The 13,800-nt window shown below is 71.6% G+C and carries 11 protein-coding genes; 7 read left to right on the forward strand and 4 right to left on the reverse strand.

Annotated elements, in window-relative coordinates:
* Nucleotides 1-40: 40 nt before the first annotated feature.
* Together B0B14_RS14445 and B0B14_RS14450 are read right to left on the reverse strand one after the other, a co-directional pair.
* Nucleotides 41-1,306, reverse strand: a complete 1,266-nt coding sequence (locus B0B14_RS14445) for an acyl-CoA dehydrogenase family protein (protein WP_143733736.1) — start codon at nucleotides 1,304-1,306, stop codon at nucleotides 41-43.
* A 64-nt stretch (nucleotides 1,307-1,370) separates the two neighbouring features.
* Entirely contained in the window at nucleotides 1,371-2,042 is a 672-nt protein-coding gene (locus B0B14_RS14450; protein WP_076683122.1) for a TetR family transcriptional regulator, read from the reverse strand.
* Nucleotides 2,043-2,225: 183 nt separating this feature from the next.
* On the opposite strand from B0B14_RS14450, the gene sucC reads away from it, so the two are divergent.
* Entirely contained in the window at nucleotides 2,226-3,389 is a 1,164-nt protein-coding gene (sucC, locus tag B0B14_RS14455; protein ID WP_076683124.1) for an ADP-forming succinate--CoA ligase subunit beta, read from the forward strand.
* Nucleotides 3,390-3,400: 11 nt separating this feature from the next.
* On the forward strand, nucleotides 3,401-4,303 hold the full coding sequence (sucD, locus tag B0B14_RS14460; protein ID WP_076683126.1) for a succinate--CoA ligase subunit alpha: 903 nt from the start codon (nucleotides 3,401-3,403) through the stop codon (nucleotides 4,301-4,303).
* A 91-nt stretch (nucleotides 4,304-4,394) separates the two neighbouring features.
* Here sucD and B0B14_RS14465 read toward each other — a convergent pair whose 3' ends face one another.
* On the reverse strand, nucleotides 4,395-7,193 hold the full coding sequence (locus tag B0B14_RS14465) for a hypothetical protein (protein WP_076683128.1): 2,799 nt from the start codon (nucleotides 7,191-7,193) through the stop codon (nucleotides 4,395-4,397).
* A 67-nt stretch (nucleotides 7,194-7,260) separates the two neighbouring features.
* Between B0B14_RS14465 and B0B14_RS14470 the strand changes: the two genes are divergently transcribed.
* The 3 genes from B0B14_RS14470 (at nucleotide 7,261) to B0B14_RS14480 (ending at nucleotide 9,929) form a co-directional block, all read left to right on the forward strand.
* Entirely contained in the window at nucleotides 7,261-7,701 is a 441-nt protein-coding gene (locus B0B14_RS14470) for a nitroreductase family deazaflavin-dependent oxidoreductase (protein ID WP_076683130.1), read from the forward strand.
* Between the two features lie 105 nt (nucleotides 7,702-7,806).
* Nucleotides 7,807-8,355: a hypothetical protein gene (locus B0B14_RS16630; protein WP_179085343.1), complete on the forward strand. Its 549-nt coding sequence runs from the start codon at nucleotides 7,807-7,809 to the stop codon at nucleotides 8,353-8,355.
* Nucleotides 8,352-9,929: a polysaccharide deacetylase family protein gene (locus B0B14_RS14480; protein ID WP_076683134.1), complete on the forward strand. Its 1,578-nt coding sequence runs from the start codon at nucleotides 8,352-8,354 to the stop codon at nucleotides 9,927-9,929. The genes B0B14_RS16630 and B0B14_RS14480 overlap by 4 nt, the downstream gene beginning before the upstream one ends.
* 13 nt (nucleotides 9,930-9,942) lie before the next feature.
* On the opposite strand, the gene B0B14_RS14485 is transcribed toward B0B14_RS14480, so the two are convergent.
* Nucleotides 9,943-11,415 carry an NCS2 family permease gene (locus tag B0B14_RS14485; protein ID WP_076683136.1) on the reverse strand — a complete coding sequence of 491 codons (1,473 nt, stop codon included), beginning with the start codon at nucleotides 11,413-11,415 and terminating at the stop codon, nucleotides 9,943-9,945.
* Between the two features lie 121 nt (nucleotides 11,416-11,536).
* Here B0B14_RS14485 and B0B14_RS14490 point away from each other — a divergent pair, with 121 nt between their 5' ends.
* Together B0B14_RS14490 and purN are read left to right on the forward strand one after the other, a co-directional pair.
* A complete protein-coding gene (locus tag B0B14_RS14490; protein WP_076683138.1) occupies nucleotides 11,537-13,171 on the forward strand; it encodes a cell division protein PerM in 1,635 nt (544 codons plus the stop codon).
* A 4-nt stretch (nucleotides 13,172-13,175) separates the two neighbouring features.
* Nucleotides 13,176-13,778 (forward strand): phosphoribosylglycinamide formyltransferase, encoded by a 603-nt coding sequence (gene purN, locus B0B14_RS14495; protein ID WP_076683140.1) that lies wholly within the window; start codon nucleotides 13,176-13,178, stop codon nucleotides 13,776-13,778.
* The last annotated feature ends 22 nt before the right edge of the window (nucleotides 13,779-13,800 follow it).

Consider the following 13,800-nt stretch of genomic DNA (forward strand, 5'->3'; position numbering starts at 1 on the left):
GGAGGGAGGACGCCCGGAGATACGTCGGGCGCCGCCGGGGTCAGACGAACGCGCTCATCCCGGTGATGTCGCGGCCGATGAGGAGGGCCTGCACGCTCTCGGTGCCCTCGTACGTGTGGATCGCCTCGATGTCGGCCATGTGCTGCATGACCCCGTTCTCGAGCAGGATGCCGTTGCCGCCGAGCATGTCTCGGGCGGTCGACGCGATCCGGCGTGCGGCGCGGGTGTTGTGGTACTTCGCGAGCGATGCCTGGGTGGGACGCAGCTGCTCCGCCGTCTCGAGGTCGGCCATCCAGCGGCAGTAGAGCTGCATCGCGGTGAGGTCTTCGAGCATGTTCGCCAGCCGCTCCTGCACCATCTGGAACTTCGCGAGCGGGCGTCCGAACTGCACGCGCTGCTGCGCGTACGACAGGGCGGCCTCGTAGCAGGCGGTCGCGTGCCCGAGCGCCGACCACGCGACGCCCGAACGGGTCGCGTAGAGCACGGTCGAGGCATCCCGGAAGGTGTGGGTGCCGGGCAGCACGGCGTCCAGAGGCACCCGCACGTCGTCGAGCGCGATGTGCGCCTGGTGGATGCCGCGGAGCGACCCCTTGCCGCGGATGGGCGTGCCGGTGTACCCGGGGCGGTCCTGCTCGACGAGGAAGCAGCGCACGTCGCCGTGCTCCGGGCTGCCCTCGTCGTCGACGCGCGCCCACACGAACGTGACGCCGCCGGAGGCCCCGTTGCCGATCCACTTCTTCGTGCCGCGGATGACCCACTCGCCACCCTCCGACCCCGAGAGGGTCGACGGGTCGCGGCGGGCGCTCGTCTCGAGCGACACGGAGTCCGAGCCGTGGTCGGGCTCGGTGAGCGCGAACGAGCCGAAGACCTGCCCGCGGGCGATCGGCACGAGCCACCGCGCCTGCTGCTCGGGGCTGCCGAACAGCGCCAGCGTGCGCAGGGCCAGGCCGCCCTGCACGGCCAGCACGGTGCCGAGCGAGCCGTCGCCGCGCGAGATCTCCATGTTCACCAGTCCCGCCGCCAGCGGCGAGAGACGCGTGAGGTCGGGGTGCACGATGCCGTCGGAGACGAGGTCGCGCTCACCCAGGAGTCGGGCGATGTCGAGCGGGTACTCGCCGGCGTCCCAGGCGTCGATCATCCGGTCCTGCACTTCGTCGACGAAGGCCTGCGCCCGCTCCCAGTGCGCCCGGTCGGCGGCGGGGATGTCGGAGAAGACCTCGTAGTAGTCGGTGCCGAGGCGCGCCTTCACGTCGTAGGAGGCCACGGTCTCGCCGGGCAGGGGTGCGGGCACGGATGTCTCGGGCATGGATACACGCTACGCCGCGACACTGAGTTTCACCAATGGAGGTACTCAGTTTCAGAGCGATCACTCAGCCGAGCTCGGCCTCCAGGCGGCGTGCGACCTCGGCGATCGGCATCCGTCGCGGGAACACCGCGACCGCCAGGTCATCGGGAGCGGCGTCGGACCCGTCGGGATGCACGCCGAACCGGCGCATGGCGCCGTCGAGTGCGGTGCGCAGCTCCGAGACGGGCACCTTGCGCGGCCCCCGCAGCAGACGGCGCAGCACGTGGTTGTGCACCGCGGTCACGAGCGCGGAGAACCCCACGGCGTCGAGCGGATCGAGCCCCGGGAGCGCTTGGCGCAGGTATTCGTCGAAGAGGCGCTCGTAGCGGAAGACCGTGACGATCTCGCGATCGCGCAGCGCCGGGACATCGCGAACGACGAGATAGCGGCGGCGGGCGAGCTCGGCATCCTTCGTGAAGTGCGTGAAGACCCGGACGGATGCCTCGCACACCGCCACCCACGGGTTCGCGTGCGTCTTGCCGAGATACGAGCGCAGCTGGTCGAGCAGCAGCTCGTGATCGGCGAAGACGACATCCTCCTTGCCGCCGAACTGGCGGAAGAACGTGGAGCGCGAGACGCCGGCGGCCTGGGCGATCTGCTCGACCGAGGTCTGGTCGAAGCCGTGCTCCGCGAAGAGATCGATCGCGGCGGCCACGACGGCGCTGCGCGCGGCCGAGGCGGAGGGTGCATCGCTCATGGCCGAGAGCCTAGTCGCGCGCGCGTGCTCGTCCACGGCTTCCGTGAGCGGTCGCACGGACCCGGTCATGACCGCTCAGGTACCGGTAGTAGGCTGGACGACGGTCGAAATTCTCTCGACGTCAAGACATCGGGTATCCCGAGTCGTCCCCGCCCACCCGTCGCACCAGCGAAGGAATGCAACGTGGATCTGTACGAGTACCAGGCACGCGATCTGTTCGAGAAGTACGACGTCCCGGTTCTTGCCGGCATCGTCGCAGACACGCCGGAGGAGGTGCGCGCGGCTGCCGAGAAGATCGGCGGCGTCGTCGTGGTCAAGGCCCAGGTCAAGGCCGGAGGCCGCGGCAAGGCCGGCGGCGTCAAGGTCGCCAAGACCCCCGATGAGGCGTACGAGCTCTCGAAGGCGATCTTCGGCCTCGACATCAAGGGCCACGTCGTCAAGCGCGTCATGGTCGCGCAGGGCGCCCGCATCGACAAGGAGTACTACTTCTCGGTGCTGCTCGACCGCGCCAACCGCTCCTACCTGTCGCTCGCGAGCGTCGAGGGCGGCATGGAGATCGAAGAGCTCGCCGTCGAGCGCCCCGAGGCCCTCGCGCGCGTCGAGGTGAACCCCGGCACGGGCATCGACAAGGCGAAGGCCGTCGAGATCGCCCAGGCGGCCGGCTTCGATGCCGACCTCGTCGACAAGGTGAGCGACGTGTTCGTCAAGCTCTACAACGTCTACACGGGCGAGGACGCCACGCTCGTCGAGGTCAACCCCCTGATCCTCTCGGAGGAGGGCGACATCATCGCCCTCGACGGCAAGGTCTCGCTCGACGAGAACGCCGACTTCCGCCACCCGGGTCACGCGCTCCTGGAAGACAAGGACGCCGCAGACCCGCTCGAGGCCAAGGCCAAGGCCAACGACCTCAACTACGTCAAGCTCGACGGAGAGGTGGGCGTCATCGGAAACGGCGCGGGCCTCGTGATGTCGACGCTCGACGTCGTCGCCTACGCGGGCGAGAACCACGGCGGCGTCAAGCCCGCCAACTTCCTCGACATCGGAGGCGGCGCCTCCGCCGAGGTCATGGCCGCAGGCCTGGACGTCATCCTCGGCGACCCGCAGGTCAAGTCGGTCTTCGTCAACGTCTTCGGCGGGATCACGGCGTGCGACGCCGTCGCCAAGGGGATCGTCGGCGCACTCGCCGAGCTGGGCGCCACGGCGACCAAGCCGCTCGTCGTGCGCCTCGACGGCAACAAGGTCGAAGAGGGGCGCGCGATCCTCCGCGACGCGAACCACCCCCTCGTCACCCTGGCCGTCTCCATGGATGAGGGCGCCGACAAGGCCGCCGAGCTCGCGAACGCATAAGGACTCAGAACATGTCGATCTTTCTTGACAAGGACTCCAAGGTCATCGTCCAGGGCATCACGGGCGGCGAGGGCACGAAGCACACCGCGCTGATGCTCAAGGCGGGCACGCAGGTCGTCGGCGGCGTCAACGCGCGCAAGGCCGGCACCACCGTGCTGCACACCGACGCAGCCGGCAACCCCGTCGAGCTCCCCGTCTTCGCCTCGGTCGCCGAGGCCATCGAGAAGACGGGCGCCGACGTGTCGATCGCGTTCGTGCCCCCGGCCTTCACCAAGGACGCGATGGTCGAGGCCATCGACGCCGAGATCCCGCTGCTCGTCGTGATCACCGAGGGCGTGCCCGTCGGCGACACCGCCGAGGCGTGGGCCTACGCGCAGTCCAAGGGCAACACGACCCGCATCATCGGACCGAACTGCCCCGGCATCATCACGCCCGGCGAGGCGCTCGTCGGCATCACGCCGGCGAACATCGCCGGCAAGGGACCGATCGGCCTCGTGTCGAAGTCGGGCACCCTGACCTACCAGATGATGTACGAGCTCCGCGAGATCGGCTTCTCGACCGCGATCGGCATCGGCGGCGACCCCGTCATCGGCACGACGCACATCGACGCGCTGGCCGCGTTCGAAGCCGACCCCGAGACCAAGGCGATCGTCATGATCGGCGAGATCGGCGGCGACGCCGAAGAGCGCGCGGCCGACTACATCAAGGCCAACGTCACCAAGCCCGTCGTGGGCTACGTGGCCGGCTTCACCGCTCCCGAGGGCAAGACCATGGGCCACGCCGGCGCCATCGTCTCTGGCTCGGCGGGAACAGCGCAGGCCAAGAAGGAGGCCCTCGAGGCCGCCGGCGTCAAGGTCGGCAAGACGCCGTCCGAGACGGCCGACCTGATGCGCGAGATCATCGCCGGTCTCTGACCGAGGCTCGAGAAGGGGGCGGATGCTGCGGCATCCGCCCCCTTCGTCGTTCCCGCCCGCGGACGCCGTGCACGCCCGGGGGAGCCCGGTGTCACGGCGCGAGCAGGTCCTCCACGGCGGTCTCGTAGGCAGGGGTGCGGTAGTACGCGCCGTGCGTGCCGACCTCGACCATGTAGCCGCTGAGATCGAGCTCTTCGGCGAAGCGGTCGACGGTGTTCGCCCGCCCATCGGAGAGATGTGTGCTCGTGCTCGCGGCGGGGAATCCGAGGTAGTCGGTGAGCCGCCACAGGCTCAGCCACTTCACGCCGCCGCCGGTGAGGAGCGTGCCGCGCAGCCGCCCCGTGCGCGGCGCCGGCGCGTCGGAGGAATGCCTCGGCGTCTGCGCGGCGAGATCCGCCGCCCACGGATCGGAGGCGAGTGCGCGCGGGGCCAGGCACGGCTCCGTTCCGAGCACCGCGGGACCGAGCAGCTCGGGCAGCATGCGTCCGAAGAACGCCCGCAGCTGCACGCCGAACGTCAGGAGGCGCACCCGGGGCAGCAGTCCGCGGGTCTGCGGACTGCTGGCGAGGAGGCCCATCGCCGACACGGCCAGCACGCCCCCCATGCTGTGCGCCGAGACGACGATGCGGCGGCTCTCGTCTTCGCGGAGCCACGCGAACACCCGGCCGGCGATCTCCGGGACCGCGCGCTCGGCGTACGTGGGAGGGCCGAACGGATGCCCCGTCCGCGGCAGGTAGCACGCGATGTCCCACGCCGTGCCGAGCGGCCTCTGACCGCCGCCGACGGCGCCCGCGGCGAGCACACCCGTGATGAGGATGCCGATCCAGGCGAGCACCGGCATCGCGACGGCGAGGAAGACGGTGACCACTGCGGGATCGAGTCCGCTGGGAACCACGTCCCACAGCGGCTGCTGCGCGGCGTAGGCCCGCCAGACCCATACGAGCCCCGTGACGCCGGCGATCCCGACCATGATCGAGATCATCCCGGTGAGCGGCTCCACGATGTGCAGACGTGCGGCCGTGGCACGCCCCGCTGCGATGCGCCGGTAGAGCCCGGTGCGAGAGACGGGAAGCACCCCGTCGTCGACGTCGACGATGCGCGCCTCGGGTGAGGCCGGCGCGTGCCACGTGAGGGCGCGTGCCGTCACATCGCGCCGGCGCGCCGCGGCCGCGAGGGCGAGCACGACGCCCACGAGGAGCCCGACGACGAACAGGCTGCCCAGCGCGACGTAGGCGCTTGGCACGGTGAGCGCGTGCAGCGTGCCGGCCGCAGGCTCGGCCGCGGTGCAGTCGACAGCGACTGCCTCGCCCGGCGAGAGCCCGTCGGCGGGGGCGTCGAGCGTGCACGTGACCTCCGTCGCCCAGGCGGTCTCGGCCGCGGCATCCGTCGTCGTCGTGTCACCCCGCACGAGCGCCGCCGCGCCCCGGGAGCCGTTGAGCCAGTCTCCCGCGGTCACCACGACGATGGCGCTCGTGGCGACGGCCACCACGAGGGACAGGGTCATGAACAGGGCAGGTCCGCAGCCGTTCCAGCCGACGTGCCGGCGTCCGCGGAACGGGCGCCAGAACATCCCGGAGAACGCGATCGCGGCGGCGGCGGTCACGACGACGAGCACCATCATCCCGCCGCCGTAGAGACGCTCGGGAGGACGCGCACCGACGTCGCCGAGGAACACCAGCAGCCACAGCAGCACGGCGAACGTGAGGACGGCGGCCACGAGGAGTGCGGCGGTCGCGATGGCGTGCCAGTTCGCGCGGTCGCGCTCGTGCGGCTCGATCGCCATGGTCGGGATGACGCACGCGAGCACCACGCTCGCCGCCAGGAGACATCCCGCGATGATCGCCACCGCGACGAGCCGCTGGTAGCCGGCGTCCGCCGCGCCGTCGCCGACGCAGGTCTCCCAGCCGCCGATCCCCGTGCACTCGGTGTACCAGCGCATCGCGCCGTTGAGCGCCGTCACCGCCGTGGTGAGCAGGATGGCGGCCGCCAGATGAACGCGCGCGAGGTCGCCGACGATCCGGTTCGCCCAGAAGCCGGGGTGCGCGAGGACGGCGGTCGGGGCATCCGGGGGCGGGAGCTCCCCGCCGATGCGGGCACCCCGCCGCCAGAGGCCGCGCCCGCTCGGAGCATCGTCCGCTCCGGCGCCGGATGCCTCCTCCGAGTGCCACTCCATGCCGGGCAGCACGTCGTACCGCACCCCGGCGATCGCCGACAGCAGCCACAGCCCCACGACGGCCAGGACGGGCGCGAGCGCGAACAGCGCGAACCGCTGTCCCGTGGTCCACGCGCCCAGCGGCTCCAGGATGCCCGCGACGGGGGTGCAGAGGGTCGCTTCAGCGCCGCACTGCGCGGCGAGCACATCGAGAGCCACGGTGATCGCCGTGGCGGTGAACAGCAGCGTGAGGAGCATGCCGAACAGTCGTCCCGCGCCGGCGGTGATCGCGGCCCAGACGCGGGTGCGGAGCGCGTCGGACGGAGAGCTCAGCCGCCGTGACCACTGCACCGCATTGCCGATGCTGAACGGCAGGATGAGCGCGTACAGCACGCGGGCCACCGTGGCGGCGACCACGCCGGCGGCGCCCGCCCTGCCGAGATCGGGCGTCGTGCGCACCATCCCGCCCCACGAATAGGCCTCGCGGACGATTCCGGGCGGAACGTAGCCGCGCTGACCTTGCCGCAGCGCCGAGAGTGCTGCCGGGGTCGGCCTCCAGAAGCTCCCGAGCTTGTCGCCGGCGACGCGCTCGACGTCTTCCGGCCGCAGATCCAGCAGCGACGCGGCGGTCGTGTTGTCGACGCCGTGCACGCGCAGTTCGAGCACGCCGGAGGGCTTGGTCACACGGCCCTTCGGGTACTCCTTCTCGCCGACCTGCACCTTCAACGTGATGGCCATCGCCCGACCCCCGGTAGCGCGGCTCCCCCCGAGCCACATGCTAGACCCGCGACGCTACGCTGGACAGATGCCGCTGAATGGTGAGTACAAGCCGAGCACGTCCGAGTGGGCCCGCACGCAGGCCGAGCGCTTCGAGGAGACCAACGGCGCCGAAGCGAACACGCTGCGGGGCAAGCCCGTCATCGTGCTGACGACCGTCGGCGCGAAGAGCGGCGGCCTGCGCAAGACGGCGCTCATGCGCGTCGAGCACGACGGCAGCTACCTCGTCGTCGCGTCGAAGGGCGGCGCGCCCGACGAGCCCCGGTGGGCCGAGAACATGCGTCGTCACCCGCACGTCGAGCTCGCCGACGTCGGCTTCCGGGGCGATTTCACCGCCCGCGAACTCGCCGGAGACGAGCGCACGACCTGGTGGGAGCGCGCGCTCGCGGTCTGGCCCGACTACGCCGAATACCAGAAGAAGACCGACCGTCAGATCGCGGTGTTCGTGCTCGAGCCGCTCACGGACTGACCGGCGACGGATGCCGGTGACCGGCATCCGTCCACACCCTCGCGCCGCACCGGGCGCCGCCTCTCCCGCGACGTAGAATCGTCCGGTCACCGAGAGGCGGGGCTCATGACGGAACAGCGGCGCGCGCCCTTTCCGCGTCCCCCGTGGGACCGGGTGATCGCGTGGGTCGCGGCCGCCGGAGTGTTCGCCTTCCTGGTCGTCGTGGGGGTCACCGTCGTACCGTCGGCGCTCGCGGAGCGCGATGCGATGGTCGCCGACGGCGTGCGGGCGCACGCGATCGGAGGGGTGGAGATCGTCGTGCCGCAGGGATGGGTGGTGACGGGCGGCGGCGACGGGCTGGTCGTGCGCACCCCCGACGGCGGACTCTCGGTGCGCATCGATGCAGCAGACGGCGACGCGCGGACGGTGCTGCAGGAGAGGCTCACCGCGGATCTCGGCACCGTGCCCTCGGCGACCGTCGGACCCTTCCGCTCCGAGGCGCTCGCGTCCGGGCTCCAGGTCGTCCACGCCGATGTGGGGGAGCGCGACCTCTACGCGGTCGTCGGCCGCGCCGGCGACGGCGCGGTGCTCCTCACGGCGACGACCGCCGACGGCCGCGCACTCCAGACGTATCGAGCCGCGCTCGGCCTCCTTCTGGACGGGGTGCGCGCATGAGCGGCCGCACGCGTCTCCTCGGCGCGCTCGGGGCACTCACCGTCGCGTCTGTCATCGCGGGCTGCGCCCCCGCCGTCGACGCCGCCTGGACGCCGCCGCAGTGGCCGGCCGCCGAGCTGCGTGTCGTGACCGCCCCGCCCGCCCCGCTCGATCCCGCGGCCGTCCCGGGTCTCGCTGGTCAGCGGCTCCGCCACGACGGGGTCGGCGTGCAGGCGCGGTTCGCGTACCTCCCCGGCACGTCTGCGTCCGTCACAGCGTTCAACGGTGCGCTCGATGCGGCCGTGCGCACGGTCGTCGATTCGCGGGCGGCATCCGTCGGTGCGGTCTATCAGCCGTCCGTCTTCTCCGCCGGCGCGGGTCTCGGCGACCGCGGGTGCGTGGTGGGGTCGACGCTGCTGCCGGCATCCCGGATCCTCGCCGACCCCGACCTCGGCCCCGCGGGAGGCGCGGGTGCCGCCGTCGTCTGCGACATCGTGACGGCGGCGGGCAGCATCCTCGGCGAGCGTGTCCGGGTCGTCTCCGGCGGTCCCGACGGCGTCACCTCCGACGTGTCCACGATCCTCTTCGCCGACACCGCGACGGGCGTCACCACGACCGGAGCGGAACTGTGGACGGATGCCGCCGCCGCCGTCCTCGGCGCCGACGTCGTCGAGGCGCTGCGGCGCGATGCCGGTGCGCTGAGCAACACCGCGTCCGACGGGGGAGGGGGCGCGCAGCTCGACGCCGTCCGCGCAGCGCTGTCGACCACCCTGCCCACCGCCGAGGGCACGCTGGTCTTCACGATCGCGTCGGGATTCACGAACCCGGAGCTCACCGAGCTCGGCCTCGCGGAGACGATCACGCCGCTGACGGTCGAGGTGCCCGCCGACATCGCGGCGCCGTTGCTCACGGATGCCGGCCGCGCTCTGCTCGCGGCATCCACCCTGCCCTACACGGGTCCGGCCGACGTGCCGGCCGGAATCGACTGGGTGAACTGCCGGCTCGTGCCGTGCGTCGCCGTGACCTACGACGACGGCCCCTCGGGCTACACGCCGGCGCTGCTCGACGAGCTCGCAGCGGCGGATGCCGCGGCCACGTTCTACATGCTCGGCGGCGTCGCCCGCGGCCGGCCCGACACCGTCGCACGGGTGAGTCGCGAAGGCCATGAGATCGGCACGCACACGTGGAACCATCCCCGGCTCCCCACCCTCGACGATGCAGCCGTGGCGCGGGAGATCGGCGATTCGCGCGGCCTCCTGCAGCAGCTCAGCGGACAGCCGATCTCGACCTTCCGTCCGCCCTACGGCGAGTACACGGCGCGCGACCTCGCGATCGCGGGGATCCCCGCGATCCTGTGGAGCGTCGACACCCGCGACTGGGCAGGGCCCGCCGACGACGTGCTGATCCGCGCCGGCGTCGACCAGGCGAAACCCGGTGGCATCGTGCTGTTCCACGACATCCACGAGCGCTCCGTGCGTGTCGGCCCCACCGTCTTCGCCGGCCTCCAGGATCGCGGCTTCACCCTCGCGACGATCGACCAGCTCTTCGGTGGATCGCCCCCGGCCGCAGGCGCCTGGCGTTCGGCCCCGCAGTAGCCGGGCGGCGGGCTCAGCCGCCCAGCAGCGACTCGATGGGTCCGCGGGCGAAGTAGACGACGAAGCCGGCGCCGACGATCCACAGCAGCGGGCTGATCTCCTTCGCCTTGCCCGACAGCGAGCGGATGACGACCCAGCTGATGAAGCCGGCGCCGATGCCGTTCGCGATCGAGTACGTGAGGGGCATGACCGTCACCGTGAGGAACACCGGGATGAGCGCCGAGAGGTCGGTCAGATCGACGTGGCGGATCTGCGACATCATGAGCGCACCGACGATGACGAGCGCGGCCGCGGCGATCTCGGTCGGCACGATCGACACGAGCGGTGTGAAGAACATCGCGAGCAGGAACAGTCCGCCGGTCACGAGGTTCGCGACACCCGTGCGAGCGCCCTCGCCGATGCCCGAGGCCGACTCGATGAACACGGTGTTCGACGACGACGAGGTCGCCCCGCCGGCGACGGCGCCGATCCCCTCGACGATCAGCGCGGACTTCAGGCGCGGGAAGTCGCCCTTCTGGTCGGCGAGACCGGCTTCGCGGGAGAGGCCCGTGAGGGTGCCCATCGCGTCGAAGAAGTTCGTGAAGACGAGCGTGAAGATGAGCATGATCGCCGCGAGGGCGCCGATGCGCAGGAAGGCGCCCAGAAGGTCGAACTGGCCGATGAGGCTCAGGTCGGGAAGGCTCACCCACTGGCTCGGAAGCTCGGGCACGGACAGGCCCCACCCACCCGGGTTCACGGTTCCGTCGTCGGCGAACTTGGGGCCGAGCTTCCAGATCGCCTCGACGATGACCGCCACGACGGTGCCCGAGACAAGACCGATCAGCAGCCCGCCCTTGATCTTCAGCGCCATGAGCACGCCGCACAGGAGAAGGGTGAAGACGAACAGCAGGACGGGGACGGTGGCCACCGATCCCTGCACGCCCAGACCCACCGGCGGCGAGCTCACGCCGGTCGCGGTGACGAATCCTGCGTCGACGAAGCCGATGAAGGCGATGAACAGGCCGATGCCGACGGTGATCGCCGTCTTGAGGGCGAGGGGGACGGCGTCGAAGATCATGCGCCGGAGGCCGGTCGCCGCCAGCAGCACGATGATGAGGCCGTTGATGACGACGAGGCCCATCGCCTCGGCCCACGTGACCTGCCCGACGACCGACACGGCGAGGAACGAGTTGATGCCCAGGCCCGCGGCGAACGCGAACGGCAGGCGCGTCACGAGCCCGAAGAGGATCGTCATGGCTCCCGCGGTCAGCGCCGTGACGGCGGCGACCTGCGGGAAGACCAGGCTGTCGCCCGCGATATCCGGGCTCCCCGAGAGGATGATCGGGTTCAGGATCACGATGTAGGCCATCGTGATGAAGGTGACGACGCCGCCGCGCACCTCCGCCCCGAGCGTGGAGCCGCGCTTCGTGATCTCGAAGAACCGGTCGAAGCCGCTCCGCGAGGAGTCGTCTACCGAGTCGGGGGCGGACGTGGGGGCAGTGGTCATGAAGGTCTCCGGGGGAATCGAGAAGAGCTCGTTCCCAGCATTCTCTCAGGCGCAGAACCCTCCGGGCCACCGGGCGCGCCCGGGGGTGACCGGGCGGCGCGCGTCGTAGGGTCGTGGAGGCATGCACCGCTTCATCGTCGCCTTCCTCGCCGCCTTCGACTCCGTCATCGCGGCGGCCGTCGGCATCGCCGCGGTCCTGGCTCCGCTGACGCTGCTGTGGATCTTCGGCTTCGGCGGATCGGCCCCGTGGGACGTGCTCTGGCCCGCCGCCGTGAGCGTCTGGCAGCTCGGCAACCTCGTGCCGCTGCACATCCGGCTTCCTCCCGAGTACCTCGCCGTCGCGGGCATCGGCGAGAGCGAGGCGGCGTTCCTGCTCTCCCTCGCGCCGCTCGCGTTCGCCGGCTTCACGGCGGTGTTCGCGGCGCGCTCGGGGGCACGCGCGTCGCGGGCGGATGCCTGGATGACGGGTGTGGTCGTCGGCAGCCTCGTCTTCGGTGGCCTGACCGCGGGAGCGGCCCTCACCGCGCGCAACCCCGTCGCCGCGGTGCATCTGTGGCAGGCCGTCCTGTTCCCGACCCTCGTCTTCGCGGTGCCGGCGCTGCTCGGTGCGGTCGTGACGGAGTGGCGCGAGGCGGGATCGGGCCTCATCGCTCGCGTGCGCGACCGCATCGAGGCCGCTCCACGCGGCTGGGGCGAGGCTCCGGGGATGGTCGTGCGGGGGAGCGGCGTCGTGCTCGCCGGCCTCATCGGCGTCGGGGCGCTCGGGGTCGCCGTGGCGATCATCCTGGGCGGCGGCGAGGTGATCGCGCTGTTCGAAGCCGCGAACGTCGACCTGGTCGGGGTGATCGTGCTCGCGCTGGGTCAGCTCGTCTACATTCCGACGCTCGTCGTGTGGGGTGTCTCCTACGTGGCCGGACCCGGGTTCGCCCTCGGCGCCGGATCATCGGTCTCGCCGGGCGGGACGCAGTTGGGTATCGTGCCCGGCGTGCCGATCCTCGGCATCCTGCCCGAGCAGCAGTCGCCCTGGATGCTGCTGCTCGCGCTGCTGCCGCTGGCACTGGGGGCGTTCGCGGGATGGGTCGTGCGCTCGCGGCTCGTCGCGGCCGGACCGTCCGGCGAGCAGACGTCGCCTCCCGAAGACCGGCCGTGGACCGCCGACGCGGAGGGCGAGCACGAACCCGTCTCCGCGCGTCTCGGGATCGCCGTCGGCATCGCGCTCGTCTCCGCGGGCGGCGTGGCCCTCCTCTCCTGGGTCGCATCGGGCTCGCTCGGTCCGGGTCGTCTCGCGGACGTCGGGCCGGCACCGGGCCCGGTGGCGCTCGCGGTCGGGCTCGAGGTGCTCGTGGGCGCGGCCATCCTGCTGCTGTCGCCGCGTCGTCGCGGATCGAGCCCCGAGGCCCGTGAGGCCGACATCGACGTGTTCGCGGCGGTGCCGGTCGCTTCGCCGAACGCGTTCGAGCTGCGCGCGGCGGGAGACGCGGACACCGCGCGGGTCGTGCCCCCCGTGGTGACGACGGAGCCTGCGCTGTCGGAGAAGCCTGCGAAGAAGCAGAAGCCTGCCGAGAAGCCTGCGAAGAAGCAGAGGCCTGCCGAGAAGCAGACACCTGTGAAGACGCCCACGCCTGCGAAGAAGCCCCGCGCGGCGAAGAAGCCCACGCCCGCGTCCGCCGCGTCCACGATCGCGGAGCCGGATGCGGTGACGGCGCCCATCGAGCTGCCGGGCACATCGGAGCGACCGAGCCCGCCGGTAGACTAGCCGCGTGTTCACGGTTGCCGTCCTGATCTCGGGAACGGGGTCGAATCTGAGGGCTCTGCTCGAGGCGGCGGCCGACCCCGATTACCCCGCGCGCGTCGTCGTCGTCGGCGCCGACCGCGACGCCGATGGGCTCGCGCACGCCGAGGACTTCGGCATCCCGAGCTTCACGGTGCCCTACGCCCGCTTCGCCTCGCGCGAGGAGTGGGGCGACGAGCTGGGAGCGCAGCTCGACGTGTGGAAGCCCGACCTCGTGGTGCTGAGCGGTCTCATGCGTCTGCTGCCCGCCGGCCTCGTCGACAGGTGGACACCCCGCGTCGTCAACACGCACCCGGCGTACCTGCCCGAGTTCCCCGGCGCCCACGGCGTGCGCGACGCGCTGGCGGCGGGCGTCGCGCAGACCGGCGCGAGCGTCATCATCGTCGACAGCGGGGTCGACAGCGGACCGATCCTCGCCCAGGAGCGCATCCCCGTGCTCCCGGGCGACGACGAACACGCCCTGCACGAGCGGATCAAGCCCGTCGAACGCCGACTTCTGATCGATGTCGTGCGCCGCATCGCGACCGGCGAGGTCGACCTCGCCGCCGTATCGGCCGCACACGCCCACTGACCCCCACACGAGGAGCCCTCCC

Origin of the sequence: Microbacterium sp. RU33B (assembly GCF_900155915.1) — a bacterium.
Lineage (GTDB): Bacteria > Actinomycetota > Actinomycetes > Actinomycetales > Microbacteriaceae > Microbacterium.